Origin of the sequence: Litoribacter ruber (assembly GCF_018500185.1) — a bacterium.
Lineage (GTDB): Bacteria > Bacteroidota > Bacteroidia > Cytophagales > Cyclobacteriaceae > Litoribacter > Litoribacter ruber.
In genome coordinates this window covers 179,954-206,086 of record NZ_JAHBGI010000005.1, presented here as the reverse complement: position 1 = coordinate 206,086, position 26,133 = coordinate 179,954, and the positions used below count along the sequence as shown (strand labels likewise).

Annotated in this window: 23 protein-coding genes and 1 tRNA gene; 16 read left to right on the top strand and 8 right to left on the bottom strand. The window is 45.4% G+C overall.

Annotated features, from left to right (window positions below; translation table 11 throughout):
- Window positions 1–135: 135 nt before the first annotated feature.
- The gene (locus KIH41_RS09390; protein WP_214162222.1) at window positions 136–957 is read right to left on the bottom strand and encodes a hypothetical protein; all 822 of its coding nucleotides are present in this window, start codon (window positions 955–957) and stop codon (window positions 136–138) included.
- A gap of 223 nt (window positions 958–1,180) precedes the next feature.
- On the opposite strand from KIH41_RS09390, the gene KIH41_RS09385 reads away from it, so the two are divergent.
- From KIH41_RS09385 to KIH41_RS09365, 5 genes are all read left to right on the top strand, one after another.
- Complete coding sequence (locus tag KIH41_RS09385; protein ID WP_214162221.1) at window positions 1,181–1,942, top strand: hypothetical protein; 762 nt, start codon at window positions 1,181–1,183, stop codon at window positions 1,940–1,942.
- A gap of 336 nt (window positions 1,943–2,278) precedes the next feature.
- On the top strand, window positions 2,279–2,737 hold the full coding sequence (locus KIH41_RS09380) for a hypothetical protein (protein WP_214162220.1): 459 nt from the start codon (window positions 2,279–2,281) through the stop codon (window positions 2,735–2,737).
- A 693-nt stretch (window positions 2,738–3,430) separates the two neighbouring features.
- Window positions 3,431–3,946 (top strand): hypothetical protein, encoded by a 516-nt coding sequence (locus KIH41_RS09375; RefSeq protein WP_214162219.1) that lies wholly within the window; start codon window positions 3,431–3,433, stop codon window positions 3,944–3,946.
- Between the two features lie 263 nt (window positions 3,947–4,209).
- Window positions 4,210–4,431, top strand: a complete 222-nt coding sequence (locus tag KIH41_RS09370; protein WP_213944792.1) for a type II toxin-antitoxin system HicB family antitoxin — start codon at window positions 4,210–4,212, stop codon at window positions 4,429–4,431.
- A gap of 64 nt (window positions 4,432–4,495) precedes the next feature.
- Window positions 4,496–4,672 carry a type II toxin-antitoxin system HicA family toxin gene (locus tag KIH41_RS09365; protein WP_214162326.1) on the top strand — a complete coding sequence of 59 codons (177 nt, stop codon included), beginning with the start codon at window positions 4,496–4,498 and terminating at the stop codon, window positions 4,670–4,672.
- A 359-nt stretch (window positions 4,673–5,031) separates the two neighbouring features.
- On the opposite strand, the gene KIH41_RS09360 is transcribed toward KIH41_RS09365, so the two are convergent.
- The 3 genes from KIH41_RS09360 to KIH41_RS09350 all read right to left on the bottom strand — a co-directional run bounded on the left by KIH41_RS09360 (window position 5,032) and on the right by KIH41_RS09350 (window position 6,439).
- A tRNA-Leu gene (locus KIH41_RS09360) sits at window positions 5,032–5,113 on the bottom strand.
- A gap of 232 nt (window positions 5,114–5,345) precedes the next feature.
- Entirely contained in the window at window positions 5,346–5,645 is a 300-nt protein-coding gene (locus KIH41_RS09355) for a putative quinol monooxygenase (RefSeq protein ID WP_214162218.1), read from the bottom strand.
- Between the two features lie 20 nt (window positions 5,646–5,665).
- Window positions 5,666–6,439, bottom strand: a complete 774-nt coding sequence (locus KIH41_RS09350) for an SAM hydrolase/SAM-dependent halogenase family protein (protein ID WP_213944794.1) — start codon at window positions 6,437–6,439, stop codon at window positions 5,666–5,668.
- Window positions 6,440–6,546: 107 nt separating this feature from the next.
- Here KIH41_RS09350 and KIH41_RS09345 point away from each other — a divergent pair, with 107 nt between their 5' ends.
- The 11 genes from KIH41_RS09345 (at window position 6,547) to KIH41_RS09295 (ending at window position 17,060) form a co-directional block, all read left to right on the top strand.
- Window positions 6,547–7,536: a PhoH family protein gene (locus KIH41_RS09345; protein ID WP_214162217.1), complete on the top strand. Its 990-nt coding sequence runs from the start codon at window positions 6,547–6,549 to the stop codon at window positions 7,534–7,536.
- The gene (locus KIH41_RS09340; protein ID WP_214162216.1) at window positions 7,505–7,942 is read left to right on the top strand and encodes a GNAT family N-acetyltransferase; all 438 of its coding nucleotides are present in this window, start codon (window positions 7,505–7,507) and stop codon (window positions 7,940–7,942) included. The genes KIH41_RS09345 and KIH41_RS09340 overlap by 32 nt, the downstream gene beginning before the upstream one ends.
- 60 nt (window positions 7,943–8,002) lie before the next feature.
- On the top strand, window positions 8,003–9,670 hold the full coding sequence (locus KIH41_RS09335; protein ID WP_214162215.1) for a ComEC/Rec2 family competence protein: 1,668 nt from the start codon (window positions 8,003–8,005) through the stop codon (window positions 9,668–9,670).
- A 56-nt stretch (window positions 9,671–9,726) separates the two neighbouring features.
- On the top strand, window positions 9,727–10,503 hold the full coding sequence (locus tag KIH41_RS09330; RefSeq protein ID WP_214162214.1) for an enoyl-CoA hydratase/isomerase family protein: 777 nt from the start codon (window positions 9,727–9,729) through the stop codon (window positions 10,501–10,503).
- A gap of 1 nt (window position 10,504) precedes the next feature.
- Entirely contained in the window at window positions 10,505–12,418 is a 1,914-nt protein-coding gene (locus tag KIH41_RS09325) for a RecQ family ATP-dependent DNA helicase (protein WP_213944799.1), read from the top strand.
- Between the two features lie 2 nt (window positions 12,419–12,420).
- Window positions 12,421–13,011 carry a hypothetical protein gene (locus KIH41_RS09320; protein WP_214162213.1) on the top strand — a complete coding sequence of 197 codons (591 nt, stop codon included), beginning with the start codon at window positions 12,421–12,423 and terminating at the stop codon, window positions 13,009–13,011.
- Complete coding sequence (locus KIH41_RS09315) at window positions 13,004–13,555, top strand: NUDIX domain-containing protein (protein ID WP_213944801.1); 552 nt, start codon at window positions 13,004–13,006, stop codon at window positions 13,553–13,555. The genes KIH41_RS09320 and KIH41_RS09315 overlap by 8 nt, the downstream gene beginning before the upstream one ends.
- Before the next feature lie 14 nt (window positions 13,556–13,569).
- Window positions 13,570–14,019, top strand: coding sequence for an acyl-CoA thioesterase (locus KIH41_RS09310; RefSeq protein WP_213944802.1), 450 nt, complete (start codon window positions 13,570–13,572; stop codon window positions 14,017–14,019).
- Window positions 14,020–14,125: 106 nt separating this feature from the next.
- The gene (locus KIH41_RS09305) at window positions 14,126–14,839 is read left to right on the top strand and encodes a tetratricopeptide repeat protein (RefSeq protein WP_317194934.1); all 714 of its coding nucleotides are present in this window, start codon (window positions 14,126–14,128) and stop codon (window positions 14,837–14,839) included.
- Window positions 14,839–15,801 (top strand): L-threonylcarbamoyladenylate synthase, encoded by a 963-nt coding sequence (locus KIH41_RS09300; protein WP_214162212.1) that lies wholly within the window; start codon window positions 14,839–14,841, stop codon window positions 15,799–15,801. Before KIH41_RS09305 ends, KIH41_RS09300 begins: the two co-directional genes overlap by 1 nt.
- Window positions 15,802–15,860: 59 nt before the next feature.
- Window positions 15,861–17,060 (top strand): phosphoglycerate kinase, encoded by a 1,200-nt coding sequence (locus KIH41_RS09295; RefSeq protein WP_214162211.1) that lies wholly within the window; start codon window positions 15,861–15,863, stop codon window positions 17,058–17,060.
- An 80-nt stretch (window positions 17,061–17,140) separates the two neighbouring features.
- Here KIH41_RS09295 and KIH41_RS09290 read toward each other — a convergent pair whose 3' ends face one another.
- The 4 genes from KIH41_RS09290 to KIH41_RS09275 form a co-directional block, all read right to left on the bottom strand.
- Window positions 17,141–17,599: a septal ring lytic transglycosylase RlpA family protein gene (locus tag KIH41_RS09290; protein WP_246535331.1), complete on the bottom strand. Its 459-nt coding sequence runs from the start codon at window positions 17,597–17,599 to the stop codon at window positions 17,141–17,143.
- On the bottom strand, window positions 17,586–20,225 hold the full coding sequence (locus KIH41_RS09285) for a hypothetical protein (RefSeq protein WP_214162210.1): 2,640 nt from the start codon (window positions 20,223–20,225) through the stop codon (window positions 17,586–17,588). The genes KIH41_RS09290 and KIH41_RS09285 overlap by 14 nt, the downstream gene beginning before the upstream one ends.
- Before the next feature lie 94 nt (window positions 20,226–20,319).
- Window positions 20,320–21,069, bottom strand: coding sequence for a peroxide stress protein YaaA (gene yaaA / locus KIH41_RS09280; RefSeq protein ID WP_214162209.1), 750 nt, complete (start codon window positions 21,067–21,069; stop codon window positions 20,320–20,322).
- Window positions 21,070–21,151: 82 nt separating this feature from the next.
- A complete protein-coding gene (locus KIH41_RS09275) occupies window positions 21,152–26,119 on the bottom strand; it encodes a T9SS type B sorting domain-containing protein (protein ID WP_214162208.1) in 4,968 nt (1,655 codons plus the stop codon).
- Between the last annotated feature and the right edge of the window lie 14 nt (window positions 26,120–26,133).

The window sequence follows — 26,133 nt, the reverse complement described above, 5'->3', positions numbered from 1 at the left end:
TAAGTTGACAACCTTTTTTGATGTTAATTCTAGTTATATTTATAGATATATTAAGAAAGTAGCTCTTTAAGATTTTGTTTTAGCTAACCACTTGATCATTTGAGCTGATTATTTATAAAATTAAGATTTATACTTTTAAAGTGCTATCACCGTCTCCACCGCTTCCATCGGCATATTCGGATCAAAATCAATCACCGCCATAACCGCATATTCTCCATTTTCCAATCCTTCCGGTTTTTCAAACAACAGCTTTCTTTCTCCCTCCGGAAAAACAGGAAACTCCCTCTTTTCAGTTTTGATTTCCTTACCTGATTCCAGGTGTACCAGTTCCAAATGGGCTTTGCATTGCAGCATATATTCCCCAGTGTTTTTCATTTCCAGTTGGATCTGGCCTTCTTCATTTAAGAATAAATCATAGATTTCTGCGGACTTTTTGGTGAGAGTTGGAGGGGTCTGGTAGATGTGGATACCGAAGCGGAATACTTCCCTGATCTGGGTACGAACCTGTCCGGTGTTTTCTTCCTCTATATCAGCCTTGGGTTCCACTCCCGTAATGAAGAGCATGCTCCAGCGCATGGCTTCGTTGAGTTCTGGCTCGCCTGGCAGGGATAGTGTCAGCTGCACATCCTCGGTCTCTCCCGGTGCTATGCTGGTGAAGTTGCGGTCCATGGTGAGGTGTGGGCCAAGGGAGCGGTCGAGGGTGTCGGATTTGAAATACTGGTGGTTTCCCATAGGATCCCTCAGCCAGTCCCCCAGTTCCGCCTCGATGAAGATCTCCTTGTTGGATACATTGGTCACCGCCACCCGCTGCACCTGGCTGTTGCCCGCCGAAAGGTTGAAGTCCAAGGTAGTGGGGTAGACGCTGATGTTTTGGGCTGATAGAGTGCCTACCACCAGAAGACCCATGACAGTCAAACAGGATAATTTCAATTTAAACTTATGTAAAATGTATTTCATGAAAGGTATTCTGTTATTTATCTTAAAGTTTTCCGCAAATAAGCGATTTTTGTTTTGTGGAGAAAGCTGTAAGACTTAATTTTGGACAAAGATAATTGTTTTGAGATCTCCTAGATTTATTTTATTCATAGTTTTCTTAGTTACTGCCTATAATGCAAATGGGCAGGGGGGGACCAATAGGACTGTTCATTCCATTTCAAATAATTATTCGAATTTGATGTCGATGTCATATGATCCTGAGTCCCTTTCAAATACGATTCAACAAGTGGGGAGTATAGCCGTTCAGCTAAGCGCACACAATACTGGATTTGATGTTCAAGTCAGGTTGGCAACAGGCTTTCAAGGTTGGGCAAGCTATTTCAGGATTAAGAATGAAAATGGAGTTGATCTAGATTTGGGGCCAGATTTCAGGTCAATTTTTAGCAGAGAAAATAATACTGTATCCGGAAACACTAGTTTTCCAAACCGAACCTTCGATATAAGTATGATGCCTCTGGGGTATAATTTACCTGGTGGATTTAATAGTGTTAAATTTGACTTGATTATTATACAAAAAGATAACTCCGCAACTATTTATGATGCGACCTTTGAAGTTGATGTGAGTATAAAAAAACGTTGTACTTGCGATATATTGCCATCTAATACACCTCCATTTCAATTTAATGAAATTGCGAAGTTGATTTCGGAGAATGGCATTACCCATGAAAAATATTCTGAATTTTCTATCAAGAGTAATGTTTCATGGGAGCTATATTTAACTTTAAATCAAAATGGGTCTGATATGGATATAGCTAGGCCTAATATATATGTTGTAAAAGATAATTCTCCAAGTTTAATTACGGAAGCAGATGAAGTAATTGTCGGGTCAGGGGAAAGAGGGGTTAAATCACTATCTCTTGGTATTAGAACAGTTGCGGACTTCATACATCCACCGCAAACTTACACTCCCCTGCTAAATTATCGTATAGCGTGTGGACTTGATTAAAATTTTTATATTTTGTAGAGCATAAATTTCGCTCTTCTCCCCTATAATTCCGCATTTCCTCATGTTAAATATCTCTGTTTTTGCATAAAATCAACAGATAATTTTATCATAAATTTTCCTACCTACCTTGCTTTCAGTGACTTTAATCAGCTAATTTCGTCACATTACTCAAACATTTTAGCAAGCCATTCTCTTTTATCCTTATGAACTTTTTGTCCGTATACTTAGGTATATCACGGACTGATAATTTAACTAGAAGGAGGGAGAATGATGATGAGATTCTTTATGTTCGCTATTTTGTTTGGTGTTTTAAATATAAGGGCAAATAATGATCTTATGGCCCAGAGTAATAATACCACCGCCACTGACCAAGTCCGTATTGTCATCCATGAGGTGATGGGGCTGGATCTGAAAAACAACCTAGGCGGGGAGGCCAGGTTTGAGTTTACCGACCGCCAGCAGGTGGAGCAGGGCATGGAACTCATCGGGGCCAGTAGTATAGGCATTCGGTCTAATAAGGACTGGAACCTGAGCGTAAGGGCCGAAAGCGATTATTTCCTTACCGAAGAAGGGGGTTCTGAGCTGCCCGTGGAGGTGCTGCAAGTCCGTGTGAATGGTAACCAAAATTACCTGCCCATCAGCGGCAGCAGCCAAGTCCTCAACAGCGGGCGCAGAGGCGACAATAGCCGGCCCGGAAACCAGTTTGATATAGACTACCGTGCAGATTTGATGGAAAGGTACTATGCCCCGGGGAACTTCCGGGTGAGTCTGGTGTATACGGTGAGCCAGCAATGAGCATTGAAATGGGTCACTAAGGGCACGAAGTTTAAAAGAAGTCCACAACGGCTTCTGCGCGGAAAGGAAAGGGGCACGGAGTTCCGCAGAGTTTGGCACAGAGTTACACGGAGTTTCTTCTTCGAGGATAATTGAATTATGAATAATGAACGCCGCATGATTCCCCCGAGTCGCGAGATAGTGATTAATGAAGTAATTCTTGTGGCTTTGATACCCCATCCGAGGAGCGAAGCGCCGAGGGAGGGTACCGAGAGTAGGAGCGGTAAATATCAGAAAGGCCTAAAAACAATATCACAAAGCGGTTAGTCTTGCGGTGTACTTTGTACTTGGTACCTAGTACTTTGTACCATTAAGCATTTGCCATGCATATATCAAAGCGTCTATAATTCTTCGACCATGGCCCAGGCTTCAAAAAAGAATTAAGTATAGATGAAAGTAAGAAAATATAAAATATGGGTTGGGCCTCCTTATGCGGAGGTGGGTTTGGAGAAGAAGAGGGAGCTTATGGAGTTAATAAGGAGTCAACTATCTTCTTCAAAGGGTAACAGCAGTCCGGTGTGTTATCGGGTTAGTTGAGCTGCAGATGTCCCGAATTGTTAATAATTTTTTGCGGGGTGATGTGAGACTAAGATGTTGTTTTTTAGTATATTAGATCATCGGATTTTTTGTGTCATCTTTTTCAATTTTTAGCCTATGCATCTATACATTCCTTATTTGCTTCAAGATATTGCCAATGCCCATCGTGCGGAGCCGCAGATGGAAGAGTCGCCCTGGGAGGATCCGCTGGAGGGACACTTTGAGGCTGTAGAGAAGTATCTCAGCCGTGCAGAGCCTGAGCATACATTTGGCCACTACTGTGGCTTACAGTCCGAGGATTTTCCGCCGGCTGAACAGCTTTCCGTAAAGGAAATGAAACTGGTCTGCAAAGCTTTTGAGCGGATGATGAGTTCCTGGAATCTGGATATTTCTTTGCCAAACAAGTTGCCTGCGCATATTGCCTATAGGATGATGGTGGAAACCCTGGATTCCAAGACCGAAATCGTGAACTTTGGATTTATAGGGATAGATTTCTGCACAGGCGATCCTTCGGGATGCGAATTCAAGGAGTACTGTCCATGTTTAGAGAATTATGATAAGCTGAATGAAGGGGAGGGGTTTGAGGATCCCGGAAAATCGGATTTAGGAGGAAAGGAAGATCTTCCATATTAGGTAATGGCTTACGCTGTCTGTAATTTCCTCCGTTCTATATATAAGTCATAATCCATCTGAAGGGATATCCAGAATTCTGCAGCAATCCCCAATTCTTTTTCCAGTTTTAGGGCAATGTTGGCGGTTACGTTACGCTTTCCTTTTACGATTTCCCGATTTTTTCTTTTTTGAGATAATTCTGTGATTTCAAGTAAGGATCATGAAGGGAGACGGGTCTCAGAAACAGGATAAACTCAAAGTTCTACTTTTTCGTTATAGTTACCATGAGCAGAACATTTCGTATCATACTAAAACCAGAACCGGAAGGCGGGTATACAGTAATTGTCCCTTCGCTACCTGGATGTGAAACTTGGGGAGAAAGTATTGAAGAGGCTAAAGCCATGGCCAAAGAGGCGATTGATCTTTACGTAGAAGATCTTGAGGCAGAGGGGGAAGAAGTGCCTAATGACAGTGAAAACCTGGAAATATCCATAACAGTAGCGTGAAATATAAGTTTTTAATACTGCTTTATTTTTTAAGCTAAATGAAAAGCGTTACTCCAAACAACTCATCAAAATTCTGGAAACTCATGGTTTTAGCCTAGAGAGAAGTAAAGGAAGTCATCACTTATTTCGCCATCCCAATGGACTAAGAGTTATAGTGCCAGTCTATTCTTTAGATATGAAAAAAGGTACGCTATTAAGTATTTTAAAACAGGTGGGGTTGAGTAAAGATGACCTCATTTAAGTATGCACTTTCGTTAAAAAAATAAGGACTCCTAAAAGGAGTCCTTGTACCCAGGGCCGGACCTGCGTGCCTTGGCACGCAGGCAGGGTCGAACCGGCACGCCTTGCGGCATTGGTGTTTGAGTGCTCTTATAAAGATTTTAAGTACTTTTTTCCGCTCCCCGCTTTCAGAAACTTTTCTCTTTTTCGTGCTTCCGTTCTAGACGGGAATTCTTCGGTTAGAATGAGGGAGAATGGGGAAGTTTCTGACCAAGCTTTTGATTGCATATACAAAGATCGGCATAAGGAGAAAAATTATGAGTCTAAAAAAAATGGCTTTAAAAAAAGAAAAGCCCTCTTTCGAGAGCTTTTCGGCCAGTGTACCCAGAGCCGGAGTCGAACCGGCACGCCTTGCGGCATTGGTGTTTGAGACCAACGCGTCTACCGATTCCGCCATCTGGGCATTTTACTTTTAATATATAAAATCAGTTTCTTGTAAACTGCGAATATCGTGTTTGAGACCAACGCGTCTACCGATCCTGCCTTTGCCGGCAGGCAGGTCCGCCACCTGGGCATGTCTTTGACATGTAGTCTGTGTTCCTTTCAGCTTTGATGCATGTCCACCACTCTTTCAGTGTTTTCGTTGCTTGCTGATCGGAGTGCAAATATGGGGAAAGAATTTTAATCGTGCAATACTAGGGGGTCACTTCCTGTGATTTTTTTTGACTATGGGCGACCGGTTTTTCCTGGAAAAGTGCCTTGGTTTTCTTCCAGGTCGATCTAAAGAGTTCAGAATCACGGTAATTGTTCAGCGCCTCCTCATCTTCCCAATGGCTGAAGGTGGTGAAAATATTTTTCTGATGATAGTCCTGCCAAAGTTCCAGATGGGTGCAGCCCGGGAAATTTCGGATCATTTTCTTGCTTGAATTGAAGATCTCCAGGAATTCATCTGCCTTGTTTGGCTGAAAGGTCATGCGCACGGTCCTGATCAACATAGGTAAAGGGTGGTTAAGGTTTAATCTTGTTCGAAATGGATAAAAACGGGGCTGTCCAGTCGGAGACCCAGCAATTTGGCCCCCTCCCCGTGGTTGATTCCGATTTCCAGCAGCCCCAGGCTGTTAAAGAAAGCAAAACAGTCGCCCGGCTCCACGGTATCGTAGGAATCATTGAGGCTGTGGAGCACTTCCCGGCTGAATTCTATGGTAAATTTACCCGGATTGAGTTTGTCAAACACATCTTTGGGGATGTTGGTGATAAGGTTTTCATAATTATCCACATGGATGACATAGCCAACAATCTCCTTTTTGGTGGCCTTGAATTGTCGGGACAGCATTCTTTTTATGGAATTTAGCGGTCCTCCAAAATCATGTATGGCCGCGCCGCTGGCGACCTTCGCTGCGATAGGTGCCAAGATGTCTTTGGCAGGAAATGTGCTGTCTTTAATGTGGATGTCAGCAAATTGTACTATAATGCCGGGATCGGTGTCCGACAACATGCTTAACACGCCGTTGTTCGGACCTATAAAAATATGCTCATTGAGTTTGATGCCAATAAAGCCATCTGTCATACTGCTGGTGCTGTTGATGGCTACCAGGTGGATGGTCCCCTTTGGGAAGTTGCGGTACACCGAGCGCAACAAAAAAGCCGCATGGGCAATGTCATAAGGTTTGATTTTATGGGAAATGTCCACGATATTCAACTGAGGATTTATGGAAAGCATTTTGGCTTTCACGGCAGGCACATAAAAGTCGGTATCGCCAAAATCCGAGGTGAATGTTACTAAGGCCATAGAATCAAGTTAATTAATTTTGTATTTTTGTTAGTATCTTAAAAACAAAAATAGAATTTTATTCTTACGTAGAATAATCAAATAACCTTTAAATCGAGAGAAAAGGATTGGTAGAGAAAATAATTACATTAGAGAATATTCCGCTACTGGAGTTTCTGGGTACGGAAAATGAGAATATTCGCCAAATTGCCGCTGCTTTTCCACAGAGCAAGATCGTTTCCAGGGGAAATGAGATCCGCATACAGGGCCGGGCGCCTGAAATCCTACGTATCAACGATATCCTCAACATGCTCCTGCAGCATTTCAACCGTTTCGGTCAGGTGACCCCGGATAATGTCAAGGAGTATATCGAGATGGGAGGGGTGCCATTTGAGGCTTCGCCAAAGAATGATGTGATTGTTTTCGGTAATAAAGGTTTGGTGATCAAGCCCAAGTCTGCCAACCAGCGCAAGCTAGTGGAGGCCAGCTATCAAAACGACCTGGTGTTTGCCCTTGGGCCTGCCGGTACGGGTAAAACCTACATAGCCGTGGCATTGGCGGTGCGGGCGCTGAAAAACAGGGAGGTGAAGCGGATCATCATCACCAGGCCAGCGGTGGAAGCCGGTGAAAACCTCGGTTTTTTGCCAGGCGATCTTCAGGAGAAGCTTGACCCGTATTTGAGGCCGATCTACGATGCGCTCAGCGACATGGTGCCGGCTGAAAAATTGAAGTTTTATCAAGAAACGCGCGTGATCGAAATCGCCCCCCTGGCCTATATGAGGGGACGAACTCTGCACGACGCGTTTGTGTTATTGGATGAAGCTCAAAACACGACCAGTGAACAAATCAAGATGTTTTTGACCCGTATGGGGCCAAATTCAAAAGTAATAGTGACAGGTGATCAGTCCCAAGTCGATCTTCCTACCCGGCAAAAGTCAGGTTTGAGCGTAGCGCTTGGCGTATTGAAGGATGTAAACGGTATAGGTGTGGTCAACCTTAGCGGAAAGGATGTGATCCGTCACAGGTTGGTAAAATCTATAATAGAAGCTTATGATAGAGATGATCAAGAAAAGGAGAGAAGGAAAAATGAATATCGAAATAACCAAAATAAAAACTGAGGAGGCCCTCACGGCCATTTTCAATATAAGGCAGGAGGTTTTTGTCTTTGAGCAAAACGTACATCCCGAAGAGGAATACGATGAGTTTGAGGAGACTTCCACACACTTTCTGGCCCTGCTGGACGGCGTGCCTGCAGGTACGGCCCGCTGGCGGTATACCGACAACGGCGTAAAGCTGGAGCGGTTTGCCGTATTGAAGGAAATGAGAGGCAAAGGAGTGGGGCAGGCTTTGGTCAAGGCAGTCGTTGACGACATCGCCAGGGAAGAGGCCGCCAAAGGGCAATTGCTTTACATGCATGCCCAGCTAGCTGCGGTGCCTTTGTATGAGAAGTTCAATTTTGAAAAAGAGGGGGATATCTTCTCGGAGTGTGAAATCGAACATTACAAAATGAAAAGATACCTTTAAGGTATCTTTTTTCGTTTAAAATGCTTATTTTCAGTTGGATATTTTTCAACTGACTTTTTTATGCTTCATTTTGGGGACTACCCTTTTGTCCGGTATACGGTGTTTTTCACTTTGGGCATTCTGTGCTATGCCGGGATGGGTGAATTGGAAATCTATTGGCTGTATGGAGGATTCCTGTTTTGTTTTGCGGGTTACTATTTTTTGCTGAGTCAAAGTCTATTTCAGAAAGGCTTTTCCCAAAAACTTCCGCTATCTATAGCTGCCTATGCAGTTTGCTTTTCTTTTGGCTTGGTCCTGAGCGGTAAACAGGACGTCTTGAGAAATCCGATACATATCGTAAATTCCGAAGAGGTAAAAGCTTGGATTGGCGTGGCGCAGGATAGGGACGAACCCAAGCCCAAAAGCAATAGAAACCTCGTAAATATTCTGGAGGTGGAAATAGCTGAGGGTTGGGTGAAAAGCGAGGGTAGGGTAATCATCTACCATAAGGACAGCCTCAATCCCGGGGATGTGATTCTGGTAGGACAGCCACTGCAACGGGCAACAGGTTTTGCCAATTCGGAAGGGTTTGATTATCCAAAATTCTTGGCTAGGCAGCAGATCTTTCATTCCATGTTTGTGTCGGACTTGAAGGTAATTGATAAAGTCAGCAACAATCCCTTAAGGTTTTTCTTTGAAGATTGGAGAGGCTATTATGCTGAGCAAATAGAGCTTTATTTGCCAAGCGAAAGCAGCAGGCAGATTGCCAAGGCCCTCCTGCTGGGGCAGAAAAGAAATCTGGATAAGGAAATCACGGAGGCATTCAGTACTGCGGGGGCCATGCATGTGCTGGCGGTTTCCGGCTTGCATGTGGGGATAATTTACGGATTTTTCTTTCTGTTTTTCAAACCCAATGACTTACCCACTTTCAAAAGATTCCTTTTCCTGTCTGGGCTTATTATTCTGATTTGGGGCTATGCCTTCGTCACTGGGCTGTCCCCCTCGGTGCTGAGGTCGGCTACCATGTTTACCCTGATGGCGCTAGCTCAAATGCAGTCAAGGTCTCCTTCCGTTTTCAATGCGGTAGCCATTTCGGCCATGTTGATTCTGGTTTTTGACCCAAACATGGTGTACAATGTGGGGTTTCAGCTTTCCTATGCCGCATTGCTGGGCATATTGCTTTTTCAGCCCCTTATGGTAAAATTGTGGCTGCCTAAAAACAGGGTGCTTGGTTATTTTTGGGTCATCACCTCTGTGGGAATTGCGGCACAGTTGGGGACTTTTCCGATCTCGGGGTATTATTTTCAGCAGTTTCCGGTCTACTTCATGTTCTCCAATTTGGTAGCCATCCCCGGGGCCTTTTTCATTATGGCTATTGGGATTCCATTCCTGCTTTTGTCAGGTTGGACATTTGCAGCCATATGGCTGGGAAAAGGTTTGGGTTTATTAATCGGAGGGTTTAATGCGGCCATGTTTTTCATTCAGGATTTGCCCTACTCCAAAATTGCCAATATCGGTATGGATGGCTTTGAGATCTTTGGGTATTATGTCCTGGTTTCTTTGATGCTGTTGCTTTTCCATGCTCCCAACAGGAAAGTTTTGATTGGCATAATGCTGCTGGTTTTTTTGGGAGGGGTGCATAATTGGGTCAAGGTGATTGGCAGCGGAAAGCCGGGCTTAATAAAGCCTCTGGACAAATCAGTAAGTTTGCTTAAGGATAAAAGCCTTGATAAGTTAACTCTGGACTGATTTATTTTTCTAATTTTGATGAAAGACAAGAATACTTTTTGACCAAAAAAACAGATATGGAAACCCAAATAACCACAGAAATCAAAGACCGGATAGGTTATATCACCCTCAACAAACCCGAAAAGAGAAATGCCCTGAATGCTGATATGGTGGCCGATCTCAAAAAGGCACTCAACAAGATGGCGGCTACAGACAAGGCCAAAGTCATCGTGATCCGCGCAGCGGGCAAAGTGTTTTGTTCGGGAGCTGACTTGGCCTCGCTGCAGGCGCTACAGAGCAATACTTATGAGGAAAACCTGCAGGACAGCAAGAGCCTCAAAGAGCTTTTTCACCTGATCTACACACTTCCCAAGGTGGTGATCGCGGAAATCCAGGGCCATGCTTTGGCTGGTGGCTGTGGTTTGGCGACGGTCTGCGACTTTTCCTTCAGTGTGCCGGAGGCAAAATTTGGCTATACTGAAGTGCGGATAGGCTTTGTGCCAGCGATCGTGAAGGTTTTCCTTTTGAGGAAAATTGGCGAAGGGAAAAGCAAGGAATTGCTGCTGGGTGCTGAACTTATTGAAGCGGAAGTGGCCAAAGATTACGGGTTGATAAACACGGTGGTGGAGGCTGAAAACCTTGCCTCTGAAGTATATGATTTTGCCCAAAAGCTGATTAATCAAAACTCCGGTTTGGCCATGGGGCTTACCAAGCAGATGATTGCCGAAGTGCAGGGCATGGACCTTGCTGATGGTCTCGAGCATGCTGCCAAAATCAACGCCAAGGCAAGGGGTACAGAGGACTGTCAGAAGGGGATTGCCGCATTTTTGAACAAAGAAAAAATCACCTGGTAGATTGAAAACAAAAGCGCTAAGTGTACTCAAGCAAGTTTATGGGTTTGATGATTTCAGGCCCATGCAGGAGGATATTGTCCTTTCGGTAGCGGGTGGGCAAGATACCTTGGCGCTATTGCCCACCGGGGGCGGGAAGTCCATCTGTTTTCAGGTGCCAGCCCTGATGAAGGAAGGGATCTGCATCGTGGTGAGTCCCTTGATCGCGTTGATGAAAGACCAGGTGGATAACCTCCGCAAAAAGGGGGTGTTGGCGGTGGCAGTATATTCTGGGATGCGAAAAAGGGAAATCGATACGGTGCTGGATAATTGTATATACGGCAATTACAGGTTTCTCTATGTATCTCCCGAAAGGCTAAAAACCGAGCTTTTCCGCGAACGGGTAAAGCAGATGAAGGTCAATATGATTGCCGTGGATGAGGCGCATTGTATTTCCCAATGGGGTTATGATTTTCGACCGCCTTACCTAGAAATAGCCGAACTCAGGGAGATCCACCCCAAGGTTCCCGTGATTGCCCTTACCGCTTCTGCTACCGATGTGGTGCAGCAGGATATTTTGGAAAAGCTCAAAATGGTCAAGCCCAAGGTTTTTAAGAAATCATTTGCTAGGGCCAACTTGTCCTATTCTGTCAGGATGGTGGAAAATAAGGAAGAGAAAGCTTTTGAAATCCTGCAGAAAATCCCTGGAAGTGCGATTGTATATTTGAGAAACCGCAAGGCTACCAAGCAGGTCAGCCAGGCCTTGTCATATATGGGGATTTCCGCTACTTTTTATCATGCCGGTTTGGACAATGCCACGCGTGAGGCCAGGCAGCAGGATTGGATCACGGGGAAGGTCAGGGTAATCGTGGCCACCAATGCTTTTGGGATGGGGATCGACAAGCCGGATGTGCGGACGGTGATCCATTTGGACCTGCCGGAAAACCTCGAAAATTATTACCAGGAAGCCGGGCGGGCGGGCAGGGATGAAAAGAAGGCTTATGCCGTGCTGCTTGCCAATGAAAAGGATTTGCAGATTTTGGCCGAAAGGGCAGAAAAAAGCTATCCCCCTATAGAATTTCTCAAGCGGGTTTATCAATGTTTGGCCAATTATTACCGGATAGCGGTGGGCAGCAACATGATGAGTAGCTTTGATTTCGATATTTCAAAATTTACCGACACCTACAATTTAGAAGTTCTTTCCACCTATAATGCCTTGAAAGTGTTGCAGGAGGAAAACCTGATCGAGTTGACCGAAAGCTTCTTTGTGCCGTCCACTTTGCATTTTTTGGTGAATCACGGCAAACTATATGAGTTTCAGGTGTCCTATGGCAAATTGGATCCCTTGATAAAAGTGCTTTTGAGGACCTATGGCGGGGAGCTGTTTGTGGAGTACCTCAGGATCCACGAAAACAAATTGGCCCAGGCGCTAAAAATTCCAGAACAGGAAGTGGTGAGGCAATTGGAGCAGATGGATAATTTGGGAATCCTGGCCTACAACAAGCGCAAGGATCAGCCACAGGTAACTTTCCTGACGGCCAGGATGGATGCGGGGAAATTGCCGCTCAACCAAAAGAGGATTGCCGAGAGACGGGAAAACGCCAGACAGAAGGCCCAGGCCATTACAGCTTATACCAAGCAGGATAGGATTTGTAGGACCGTGCAGCTGCAGAATTATTTTGGGGAGGACACCGAGAAGGAATGCGGGGTGTGTGATGTTTGTGTGCAAAATAAGAAAAGGAGTACTGTGATGGACAGGAGTTTGGGGTTGCGACAGGCGGTTTTGGCAACTTTGTCGGGTGGGCAGGCGTTGTCAATGGACGAGCTGACCGAAAAGGTAGCTGTAAAAAATGATTTGGAAACCGTAGCCCTACTTCGGGAGTTGGAAGATGAGGGGCTGATCGCGAGGGGCGCCGACGGCAGGATAAAAATGAACTGATTATGAGTTTTTGGGATGAAATTGTAGAAAAGCTATTCGGCAACAAGCAGGGCAATGTGGCTTTTAAGGAGAATTTCATCCAAAAAGAGGCCGATGCCGAGCAGGTGAGGGAATGGCTGTACGGTGAGGGGGCCGAGGTGATGGAAATGGTGTATAAAAACTACCACCTGCAGAAAGCTTCCATCAGTGCAAAACCTTTTGTGAAGCTGTACAACACGCCTTACGCCAATGGATTCGCCTTATTTTATCAAACTCCCTTGGAACTCCATTCTTTTTCCAATCTTTTCTTTGCATTTGGCCAGCGAATAGTAGATTTGGGATATCGAAAGGTCAGTCAGGACAGAAAAATCCAGGACATAGGTACGGAAGTAAAAACAATTGAGAAACAATATTTCAAACCGCCCATTCAAGATAAGGATTTTGGCCAGAAAATTGATCAATTATTTGGTAACGTAAGTGTGGAGAAAGTTCTTTTCAATGATAAGCCGAGTTATATCACAGTATTGGTAACCGTTTATTCGGACCGCCTCTACCAAGACGCCAAACCTTTTGATGAATTTGTTGAGCAATTGTTTAATCACCACAATGAATAAGCTGCAATTAAGAAAATTACTCGAAAACTACCGGACCCCCTTTGAGGAGGAGAGTCTGTTCATAAGCGACTTTATCGCTTTGACGCACGATGATCTGGCATTTTCCCGTCAGCGGGTGCAGGGACATTTCACCGCTTCTGCTTGGATAGTAAACCGAAGAAGGACGCACGCCCTGATGACGCACCACCGCAAACTTAACCGTTGGCTTCAATTGGGCGGACATGCGGATGGAAACGAAAACCTTTTGGAAGTGGCCATGAAAGAAGCCAGGGAAGAAAGCGGATTGAATTCACTGCGCATTGTGGATGTTTCCATCTTCGATATTGACAGGCATATCATCCCCGCCAATCAAAAAGATCCCGAGCACTTTCATTATGATGTGAGGTTTCTGATAGAGGCATCTATCGATGAGCCCTTGGTCATCAGTCCTGAAAGCAAGGATCTGGCTTGGGTGCCTTACGAAACCGTGGAGGACCTAGTTGGCAACCAGCCGTCCATTTTGAGGATGCTGGAAAAAACCAGCAAATCACAACTTGCAATTTAACTTTACCTAATTAAATGAATAAATATTCCATGGAAGATGTAAAGTCTTCCTTTTCCTTTTCTATCCCCATCCAAGTCAAATTTTCGGATATCGACGGCTATATGCACGTCAATAACGGGATTTATTTCAACTATTTCGAGCACGCCAGGGCGGTTTACCTTTATAAGGTTTGCGACTGGGACATGATGAGTACAGGGGCTGTAGTGGCCAATGTCAGCTTGGATTTTTTGAGCCCTATCCACCTGATGGACGAGGTACAGTGTTATGTCCGCACCATCAAGATCGGCAAAAGTTCCTTTGTGCTGGAGCAGGTATTGGCAGGCAAAACTTCCAAGGGCGCTGAAAAAGTTTTCGCCTCTGGCAATGTGACCATGGTAACCGTGGATATGAAGACCATCCGACCTACGGAAATCCCTGAAGAATATGTGGCAAAGATGAGGGCTTTGGATAAAGTGGGGGAATAGGGAAGATTAGAGACGGAAGACCGAAGACGGAAGGCCGAAGCCGAAGACGGGAGATTGCGGATATACCTGTAAGTTTTTCTATATTTGTCAAAAAAACACCTTTACCGTGATCAAATATCTAAGTTTATTCATCTGCGTTTTCATATTTGTCAGTTGTTCTCCCTCGGAGCAGGAGCTTTTCGATGCAGGAGTGGAAAACCTGGAATCAGGTAACCATTCCAAAGCTGTGGAATACTTCGACCGCGCTATTGAGAAAAACCCTGAAAACACCTCGGCCCACAATGCCAAAGGGGTGGCCTATTTCAATATGGAGCAATATGATGAAGCTATAGCATCTTTCAACGCCTCCATTGCTGTGGATTCAGCTTCCTACAAGCCTTTTTACAATAGGGGAAATGCCTACTTGGAAAAAGAGGAGTATGTGAAAGCCCTGCAGGATTATAACTATGCCAGCAGCCTCGACCCGGGGGTGATAGATATCTATTACAATAGAGGGGTGACTTTGTTGGCAATGGAAGAATTTGAAGATGCCATTCTAGATTTTGAAATGACGCTACAGGCCAATCCGGAACATGGACAGGCATTTTTCTATAAAGGGAAGGCCGAAATGGAAAACAACCAGCCCTTGGAGGCCATTGAATCCTTAAGTAGAGCCGTGAAAATTGATACTCGAAACGGTGCAGCATTTTACCTATTGGGAATCACCCAGCTGAGTGCTTTGGCTTTGAAGGATGAAGGATGCAGAAACCTACAGAGCGCCTTGCAGTTGGGCTTCACGGAAGCTAAAGAGTGGATTGAAGAGTTTTGCGGTGAGGAATAATGGCTGAGATAGGTCAAAATATCCAAAAGGCTAAAAGTCTTCTCGAGCAGGGAGAACTTGTCGCTATTCCAACCGAAACAGTATACGGTCTTGCAGGAAATGCCCTGGATGCCCAAGCGGTTTCCAAGATTTTTGAGACCAAAAACCGGCCGAGTTTTGATCCCCTGATTATCCATGTGGGAAAAATCGAGCAGGTGTCCAAATATGTAAAATCGCTGCCCGAGGAGCTGAAAAAACTGGCTGAAAAATATTGGCCAGGGCCTCTTACGCTTTTGTTGCCCAAAAAGGACATAGTCCCGGATCTGGTGACCAGCGGACTGGATCAGGTGGCGATAAGAATTCCCAACCATCCCTTAACACAGGGACTTTTGGGTCAACTGGATTTCCCATTGGCCGCTCCCAGCGCCAATCCTTTTGGATACATCAGTCCTACTAAAGCCAAGCATGTCAACGATCAGTTGGGGGATAAACTTGCTTATATCCTTGACGGTGGTGAATGCCAGGTCGGGCTGGAAAGCACGATTATAGGTATGGAGGAAGGCGAGATTGTGATTTACCGATTGGGGGGGATGGATGTGGCTGAGGTGGAATCCGTGGTGGGGCCTGTCAAGGTGCTATCCCATTCATCCAGTAATCCCAAAACTCCTGGCATGCTGAAAAGCCATTATGCGCCTAGGAAGCCTTTTGTACTTGGCAATTTGGACACTTTGGTGGAAGAGTATGAGCAGAAAGGTGAGGATTATGGGGTGTTGAGTTTTGAGAAAAGCTTTCCCGGGCTTTCGGCCGATCGACAGGTGGTATTGAGCCAAAAAGGTGATTTTAAGGAGGCTGCCCAAAAACTTTTTGGCGCACTAAGGGATTTAGATGAGGCAAAGGTTTCGGTGATTTTGGCCGAACTGCTCCCAGAAGAAAGTTTGGGCCGAGCCATAAATGATAGATTGAGAAGGGCTGCTGCCCAATAGCGATAGTCGAAAGACATACCCAGATAACCATTATCAATTTTCTAACTTAATTTTCTAACATGAACAACCAAGTCAAAACAGTCGATCAGGTAAATTTTAAAGGCAAGAAAGCGTTGATCCGTGTGGATTTCAACGTGCCGTTGAATGATAATTTTGAGGTGACCGATGATACCCGTATCCAGGCTGCAATTCCCACGATCAAGAAGATTTTGGGTGATGGCGGTGCGGTGATTTTGATGTCACATTTGGGCCGTCCCAAAGGCGGAAAAGAGGATAAGTTTTCCCTTCGGCATGTGGTCAGCAAACTGGAATCGGCTTTAGGTACAAAGGTTAAATTTGTCGACGACTGTATCGGTGATGAGGTAGAAAAGAAAGCATCAGAGTTGAAGGATGGTGAGGTGTTGTTGTTGGAAAACCTGCGTTTTTATAAGGAAGAGACGGCCGGTGATGAGGGCTTTGCCGAAAAACTTTCCAAGCTGGGAGATATCTATGTAAATGATGCCTTTGGCACTGCCCACAGAGCCCATGCGAGTACGGCCATTATTGCCAAATTCTTTGATGAGAAAGTTGGTGGTTACCTACTCAATGCTGAATTGGATAATGCCGACAAGGTACTTGACAGCGCACAAAAGCCCTATACCGCTATCATGGGTGGGGCGAAAATTTCCGATAAGATCTTGATCATTGAGAAACTTTTGGATAAGGTGGATAACCTGATCATAGGTGGCGGTATGTCCTATACTTTTGCCAAAGCCCAAGGAGGCAAGATCGGCAATTCCCTAGTGGAAGAAGACAAGCTTGAGCTAGCTTTGGAACTTCTCGAAAAAGCCAAAAAGAACGGTGTCAAGCTGCTGTTGCCAAGTGATAGCGTGATTGCAGATAAGTTTGACAATGAGGCAAGGAAGGATACTGCTCCCAACAACGATATACCTGATGGCTGGATGGGCTTGGATATAGGGGAAGAAAGCCGAAAGAGCTTCTCTGAAGTAATCAAAAACTCCAAAACTGTTCTTTGGAATGGCCCTATGGGTGTTTTTGAAATGAGCAGTTTTGAAGGGGGCACCAAGGCCATTGCTGAGGCGGTGGTGGAAGCCACCAAGAATGGGGCTTTCTCTCTAATTGGAGGAGGTGATTCAGCTGCTGCGGTGAACAAGTTTGGCTTTGGTGATGATGTATCTTATGTATCCACCGGTGGAGGTGCGTTGCTTGAGCATATGGAAGGGAAAGTGCTGCCAGGAGTGAAAGCGCTGTCCGAATAAAACATTTTGAATGACATTTTATACCCAAGGGATTTTCTCTTGGGTATTTTTTTTAGGCTTTTAGCTGAATTGGGAATTCCTTAGCGCGGTCGTGGATATGCGATTTCCACATTTACGACGCCGTCCCTGATCATATCTATTTTTCTGGCGGCACTCCGTGAAAGGTCAATTACCCGGCCTTTTACAAATGGGCCCCGGTCGTTGATCCTTACCGTTACGGTTTTGCCGTTTTTGAGGTTGGTGACTTTTACTTGGGTGCCAAATGGGAGTGTTCGGTGCGCAGCTGTCAGTTTGTTGTGGCTGTAGATTTCCCCATTGGCCGTTTTTCTGCCTTGAAACTTGTTGGCGTAATAACTCGCCTTGCCGCTTTGGGTGACCATTCTCGACTTGGAGGCAGTGCTGGTAGCGCGTGGCGCACAGGATGAAATCAGAAGAAAAGAGAACAAAAGCAGGGTTAAGCTTACTCGGGAAAACATGGTAATGATATAATTTTGACCAATTTCAGCAAGTCCAGTGCCATTCTGCTTAATTAACAACAACTAATGAATGTTGAACTTCCTCGTGAATACCCAGTTCCGCATTATGGAATCTGATTACCAGAGGGTAAGTGCCAATTGGGGCATTTTTGCCGTTCATCGTTCCATCCCAAATGCATAATGGGGAAAGTGGGCCATTGTTTGGTGTGGCGCAGTGAAAAACCAGTTCTCCTTGTCGGGTATAAATAAACACCTCAATTTCCTGTACTACCTCATCGGCAAAGATTCTGAAATCCTTCTCCGGATCCAAGGGGTTCAGGGCATTTGGGTATTTCAACAGGCGCTCGCAAAGGTCTCTAACTTCAAAATCAAAAAACGCATTACAACCCAGTTCATCCCAAACTTCCAGCTGGTAATTGCCTTCTTCTACAGGAGCAAAGGTGGGGTCAGTACTTATCACCGAACCGTTTTGGCTCCAAAAGTACATCTCAAATTCTCCAGGGTTTATTCTGGGCAGAATATTTAGCTCGATACAGATGCCTACCTCATCCTGAAGGCTAACTTCAATTTCAGGGCTTTGGATCACCTCGAAGGTGGCAGAGCCAAGGTTGCAGCCGATTTCATTTCGAAGTATGACCTCATATGTGCCATCCATCTCAACATCGATACTCATTTGGTCAAAAAATTCGATCAAGGGAACCCTGTCGCCGTTTTCATAAAAATACCAATCGATGCTATAATCATCCTCAAATGAAAAGTCCGCAGTAAGCGTGGTAAAGGCATCCGTTCCACAGAAAATATCACCATCCAAACTTACTTCAACCTCCTGAATGGGATCCACCACCTCAAATTCCAAAGGCTCTGAAGGACAAGGGCTACTCGAACGAGGCTGTACATCCAGATAATAGGTGCCTGGTCCTGGGGGCAGGAATGCTGGATCAATAGACAGAACAGTGCTGCCATCTGAAGCCAGCCACTGAATATTCACCTCCTCGAATTCCCTATCCAAAGTGGCAGTGTACAATTGGTTACCAAAACAATCCAAAAGCTGTCTATTGATGTCGAACTCAATTTGGGAGCTGATGGTGACATTAAAGGTTCGCGTACGTGGGCATAGTGGTGAATCCGGGTCAGTAGGTACTCCCAATAAGGAATATCTGCCCGATTCCTCGATGTCAAAAATCTCATCAGTGATACTGGTTCCGTCAGGGTAAGTTAAGGTGTATTCCAAATCTTCATCTCCATTTGGTACAAATTCATAAAACTCACAGGCCGCAATAGTGGGCGGAACAGAGAAGTCTACCTGGTCTGGGCCTTCCACTAAATAAGTTTCCGAAGTAGGGCTGATACAATCATCTTCACCGCCCACTTCCACACTGTATTCACCTTTAGGTACTCTTACCTCAACATTTGTTCTGTCCGTAAAGGAACCTGTTCTAGTTACAGGACCTACCACCCTGTAAGTACCTGTCTGTGCTTCTCCTCCAAAATCTATGGTAAGCACCCCATCGCTGAAACCGGTAGGAGAACATGTTTGGGGGGTAGCGCTGACGGTAAAAAGTATGCCATCCTCGGGGTTGTCGTTTTCGATGCTGACTGATCTGGAGACCGGGCAGCCGTTTAAAGCCGCCCTGACGGTGTAAACCATCGGGAAAAGATCTTCAATGATCAGTTCCTCACCTGGCTCCAATGAACCGTACTCCTCGCCATTTACTTCAATATTTTCCAATAAGGTATCGGCTACTATTTGAAAAGATCCGGTTGGATTCTCGCAGCTTTCTGCATCTGACAGCTTTGTAATGTTGAGCTCGGGAGCTGACTCGACCAATAGGGCGAAAGAATCTGAAACCGGGCAGCCAGGTCTATTCGGATCCTCAGCCTCAAAAGAGATAATATACTCACCTATGTCCTCAAGATCATTCGTGTTGAGATTTAGTTCAAATGAGGATTCAATGAAGGTTCTGGCAGGCTGTCCTTCTTTCTGATAATACCAATCTATAGAGATGGGGACGTCCGGTGTGTAATTGACCGTGGCACCTAAGCAGGCAGTGTCGGTGGATGGCGTAACTTCAACCTCAAGAGAAGGTCTTACTATAACTTCTGCCACTGCTTCGCAAAAGCCTGATGAAATGCTTGCAAAATAACGCCCTGGTTCATCGACTTCAATTGTATTGCCCGTACCGATTATATTTTCGCCAGCATCAAGCCATTGTATAGTATATAAAGAGAAATTTGGGTCAGCAGGGTTAAGCGCTTCTAGCGCAAAGCTTTCTCCCGCACAAAGAGTAACCACTCCTGGCAATGCAAAAGAAGGTCCGGGTATTACCGAAAATGGCTGCGATTCCCTATAGAAATCAGGGTTTCCATCCCTTGCCACCCTTACATTAATGGTATAATTCCCCAATACCGTAAAGGGAACTGTGATGCTTTCCACTCCTAAACCGTCTCTGTAATAAACCTCAAATCCCTCGCTGTCCGTCACACTCCAGAAATAAAAATCAGTTTCGGGATTGCCTCCAGCGGAAAAGGTAGCTTCCTTTAGAATATAGGTCAAACATACGCCATCAGGTCCTTCAAGTTCGGGGGTGTTATAGTATGCGTCCTCCGAGATGGATGAGGCAGACTTGGTGACCATTACCAAACCTACAGCCATGAAGGCCAATAGCGTGAAAAAGTAGGAAAAGCGCATCTTAAGTTATACTTTAAAAAAATAATCAATAACAAAAGAAGTGCTATAAAATGAAAAATACTGCTTTTTTTCACATAAAAGCAGTATTTTTTGTCTATCTAACGAAGACCCATTCTTTTTCTGTACTCAACTTTTCATCATACTCGTAGCCCTCATCATTGAAAACCTTCAGTTTTTCAGATTCATTAATCTGGTTTTGGATAATGAAATTGGTCATCATTCCACGGGCCTTTTTGGCGAAAATACCAATGATCTTATACTTCCCATCCCGGTATTCCTTGAAAGTCGGACTGATGATATTGGCCTTAAGGGTTTTCTTATCTACAGCCTTGAAGTATTCCTGGCTGGCCAGGTTGATGATGGTCTCTTTGCCCAGTTTATTTAATTCTTCTGCGATTTTGGCACCCCAAAATTCATAAAGGTCTTTGCCTTTATCATTTTCAAGCTTGGTTCCCATTTCTAATCGATAAGGCTGGATCAGGTCCAAAGGTCTAAGCAAGCCATACAGGCCGGATAGTATGCGCACATGGTCTTGGGCAAACTTCAGTTCTTGATCACCATATTCCTCCACTTTCAGTTGCTGATACACATCGCCTTTAAAGGCGAGTAAGGCCTGCTTGGAGTTGTCAAAGGTGAATTTTTTCTTAAAGTTCTGATACCTTTCTTCATTCAGCTGGGCCAGGTTTTCACTTACGCCCATGAGCTCTTTAATGTCGGAGGCATTTTTGGTTTTCATGATCCCGACAAGCTCCTGTATGTCTTTTTTAAATATAGGCTCGGTAGCCAGGTTTACTTCGGTAGTGCTTAAATCAAGTGTCTTGGCGGGGGAAATTATCGTAATCATAGTTTGTTTTCGGTAAAGTTTCACGCAGCGTCCGCAAAGATTCGCTACGAACGCCACGTGATTTTTGTAATTGTAATAAGTATTATTCCAATACCACTACAGCGGTTTTGATCTCTTTTTCCAGGTTTTGTCTCACACTCTTAAACCTGATAATGACCGGATATGTTCCAATAGGCACGGTTTGGCCCCTTACGGTACCGTCCCATTCCAAAATCGGCACCCTAGGTGGGGTGTCTACCTGCTCAACCACGTGGATCAGCTCACCCCAGCGGTTGTAAATGAGGAGCTGGACCTCGTTGACAAATTCATTGACATAGACTACAAACCATTTATTGGGGTCGCGTAGGTTCATGGCATTTGGAGTGATGACCCTAGGTTCGCAATCCTCTTCGACCATGAAAGTGGTCATGGACATACAGCCCTCTTCGTCCCAAACCCGCAAGGTGTACTCCCCAGGCCTATCTGGCAAGATGGATGGCATATCACTGAATGGCTCATCCTCATCCTCAAACACCCACTCAAATCGTTCGTAGTTGCCAGCAAAAATCTCTGGAGCAAAGTTTTCTATAGCGCAAATGACATACCTGTCATCTAGAGTAGGCGACTGAATATTGGAGTCCAAGATAGTAACCCTGTCTTCACCCACCACACAGCCAAACTCATTTAGAATTTCCACTAAATACACCCCTCCATCTTCTGCTGCAATGGTAGTTTCGGGTCCAGAAGAAAGTGGTACATTGTCTAGGTACCATTCGAAGCTCATTCCTTCCCTGAAGTTTCCTGTAACAGTAATGGTATTTCCTTCATTTCCGCAGAAAGATTCTGGGACAAGTTCAGCTGGTATTGTTCTGAAATCAATAATTATTGGATCAGGGTGAGGTATTGGACAACCATCGGGGGTGATGATCTGGAAAGCATACTGTCCAGAAGGCAGGTTTTCGATGGTATTAGGAAGCCCTTCGCTAAATTCCCCCGTCCAAGTCTCCCCTGATCCTTCTCTTACCAATTCATAAGAAGCGGTAACCGGGATGCTGGAGAAAGTAACGGTGATTGAGCCCAGTTGGTTATCACAGTCTGCTTCAAGATCCAAATCATATTCATAATTGGCAGGAGGGGAAATGTTGTCAATTCTGGCGGTTCTGGTAAACTCACAGCTATTGTTGCTGGCTAGAAAGGTGTAGTTCCTAGGGGCGAGGTTTTCTATTTGCTCTACTTGTCCAGGTTCTAAATTCTCAAAGGAAAGGTCCAGTTCCTCAATGACCAAGCTTTCTATAGGAGAATTAACTGTCAGAACGATAACTCCCTCTGGATTGTCACAGTCTACCTCAATATCCAATACCTCAATTGTGTAGTCAGGCAGTGGGTTTACCAATAAAGGATTTCTTTTTTCAATCATGCAATCCTCCACCAAGGGGTCTTCTGCAACGAAAATGATGTCAAATTGCCCTGCGCCTAGAATTTCAGTGTCCAATTCCAAGGTTTCAGATGTTTGCAGGCGAATCCTATCTTCTTCCCCTTCAAGCTGATAGAACCACTCACCTTCAATTGGAGTATCAGGCTCAAACGTCACAATTTCCCCCACGCAGACTTCCTCATCGGACTGCTCCACTTCAAACTGGAAGGCTGGTCCTACAAATATGGACTGGGTGTTTGGACAGCTTAAAATTTCCGCATCGGGTGTGCCCTCAGGGATACGGTGGCGGACTCTTACGGTATAGATACTTTCCTCATTTACCGTAATCGTGTTTGTAGTACCTAAAATTTCCCCTGCAGCATTCACCCATTCGAAAATGTAATCCTCCTCATTAAAGCCGTCAGCTTCTTCGTCCATTGCGGTAAGTTCGATCTCATCACCTGCACAAAGCACCGCTTCGTCCTCAAGAATCAGTGTGGGAGGGGCAATCACTACGACTTCCATTTCATCTTCAAAGTAAGTTGGGTCGCCACATCTGTCTACTCTTAATTCTACCGTAAAAGTGCCGTCAGTTGGGAATTCATATTCAAGATTTTGGGCTTCCTCACCTCCTTCTTCTTCATGTATGATATCGCCATCTTCATTTCGGATAGTCCAAAAATATGTGTCAATATCCGGCTCACCACCTCCTTCAAAAAGTCCCCAGGCCCCTTCTTCAGGATCCAAGCAGAGTTGCTCAGGGCCATCAAGGGCGGGTTCTGGAATGGCGCTGCCATCCATATTTACAAATGCAGGTAATCCCAAGTTGGAAGTGCCGGGCATTGGATCGTGGGCTTGGGTATTGTAGAAGTGTCTGGTAGTACAGTCCTCATCGGAAATTTCCAGCGTCTGGATTTGCCCGATCACACTCTGGCCTGGCCTCGCCACATATACCTGTCCATCTGGCCCGATTTGCAGGGCCCCAAAGTCACCTTCACTGGTAACTTCCATGCGGGTATCCACGATACAGCTTTCCCGCTCCCCTTTTGTGTTTGCATTGTCCAGACATTCAAAACAACCTTCAATGGGCTCTATGATAAATTCTTCCACACGGCTGTTTCCACCAAGGTAACTCACATAGATCCTAGATCCGTCACCCGAGAATTCCACGCCATACACTTCTCCATCACCACCCAGATCAATGGAGGCATACTCGGAAAGCTCACCCGTTTCGGAATCAAAATCGAAGATTTCCACCCAGTTGTTTGTGCCGTCACTAAAGGTGATGGCCACTTGGGAACCGTCAGGGCTGAATTTCATGGCTCCGATTTCCCCGGAGTTAAAGTTATGGTTTTGTCCCACCGCGCTGAATACAGGCTGTCCGATACCTTGTGGCCCTACGGGATAGGCCCGGAAAGTATTGTTGCCGGCCTCGTGGAAGAGCACCCAGGTCGGGCTGCTGCCAGCGGCGGCCATCTTCTCCGTACTAGTGCTGAACAGGAAATTGTCCTGGGTGGGTACGCTGCCAAAGCCAACCCCTGTTGGCGGACTGCCCTTTAAATCTACTGTTGAGAATTTAGCCTCGCCATTCCCAATAGTAAATAAATAATATAATGTCTCGTCTTGGGGAACGGCAACAGCCAAAATGCTTTGACCAACATTGGGGTCCCCTCCAATGTTTTCTGCTAAGACATCACCAGTCGCATTCCAAACAGTAGAGCCATCAGAGTAAAATAGCACTTCCCCAGCCGCATCGGAAATAGTGGTAACCCCGGCAGGCATATTGGATGGGTGTCGGCTGGGGATTGGGCGGGGAATAGGGCCATCAGGATCGTCAGGGTCGGGGTTAAAATCCAATCCCGCTCCATCACCAAAGTACCAGATGTTATTTTTAGGATCATCTATGTCCCATACATTTACTCGGATACTAGCATATGCAGTACATCCCTCAGGATTCATCGGATCTCTTACCAGCACCCAATAAAGTCCCGGTTTATCGGTAATACAAGGTCGCTCTTTTGGTCCCCAGCCTTCTTCTTTTCTATCTGACCAGAAATACTCTAGATTATCCATGCCCCCACCGCCAGGGCCTCCTATACCCCTGCCACCTTGCTGGTCATCACCCATGCTAGCTTCTAGCCATGTGTCAATATCAAAACATTGACCAGCACAAATGGTGGTGTCCTGAGGAGTAAATTGAGCCTCAATTGGATTTTCGTTTAAAGTAATGGTATTGGTGACATCCATTGTTGATCCATCCGCAAATGTTACTGTCAAAGTAACTGTAACAGATTCCTCCGCAGTGGCGTCCGCCGGGATAAGAAGGTGCTCTTGGTCAAGATCCAGCTCAATCGGTTCTCCATCTGCATCTACAAGCTCTGCAGATAGCTCCCATTCAAAAGAAACAGGCCGGAAATTCCTCGGGGTGATCTCAGAGGTTAGTTGTATGGGGTTGTTTTGACAGGGTTGCTCAGGCTGCCAGGTGAAGTCCACCACAGGGTCGAGCTCGGCATTGGGGGAGAAATTGGGGAAGGTGGTGCTGCAGAAGTCCGCCTGGTCAAATGGGTCTTCGTCCACCGTGACTTCTAGAATATCCTCCTCATTGGGATTTTCTACTACCCCTACGTAAATGGCGTCCAGCCCCGGCTCACTGTATAGGTAATATAGCCGGCCATCGGGACCGACTCTTATGTCATATATTTCTTCGATCTCGGTTTGCAGAGGTATAGTTTGCGCAGGTAGATCAGGGTCCGTAGTGGAAATTCTGATCAGTTCATTGCCTCTTGAGAAATACATGTATTCCCCATCGGGGGAAAATTCCACCCCGTTGATGGGCGTTCCGTTACCGGTGCCTTCAATTGTGATCAGTTCACCCAGACTGCTTCCGTCAGGTTCAATGGTGAGGATATGAATGTCCTCATTTGGATCTTCAGGAATAAGAACCAGCTCCCCCGACTCCTCATCGAAATACATGGATCTGACCGCAAAGGGCAGAGGGGTGGTGATGGGATCCTCAAATTCCCCAGCCACATCGGTAAAACCGCGTGCTACCAGATTGCCCCCTTCTATGGTCAGAAGAAAGGTGGTTTCGGCCGGCCTCACTACGAGGATCGGCCCTGTGACTCCAGTGGTGATCTGAATATCTTTTTCAGTAATGGCTCCCAGGGGAGGTTGGCTGCCCGTGGCTCCTCCTGGATCGTTCATGTCAACTATTGAGTAAAAAAGCGTGCCGGCATCATTAACATAGAAAGTGTAATAAAGTTTGTCCCCGTCCACATCGTAATCTAGAATTCCGATGGCCACGCCCTGCTGGGCATCCCAGTCTCCGGCAAGCTGGGGAGCCATATTTTGCATCGGTCTTTCCAGGTTATTGTAAAGCAGCACCCCGTCTGTATAAAAAATAACGTTTCCGGAGATAGGGTCAATGGCAACGGCTACGTTATCATTACCGAGAATATCGTTTAAATTACGTATCGAGGGGCTGGTTCCTTTACCAAAAGAAATGGCCTTTGCGGGGCTTTCCTCGCCACATCCGAAGATCCATTCGTTGTTATTAAAACCTTGGGCCTGGTTTTTGTTAAAAGAAGAAATGAGCCCGAAAATCAGCAGGCTGCAAAAAATGAATTTTATTTTTAGTAAAGAATACGGAATTTTCATATTAAATAGCTGCC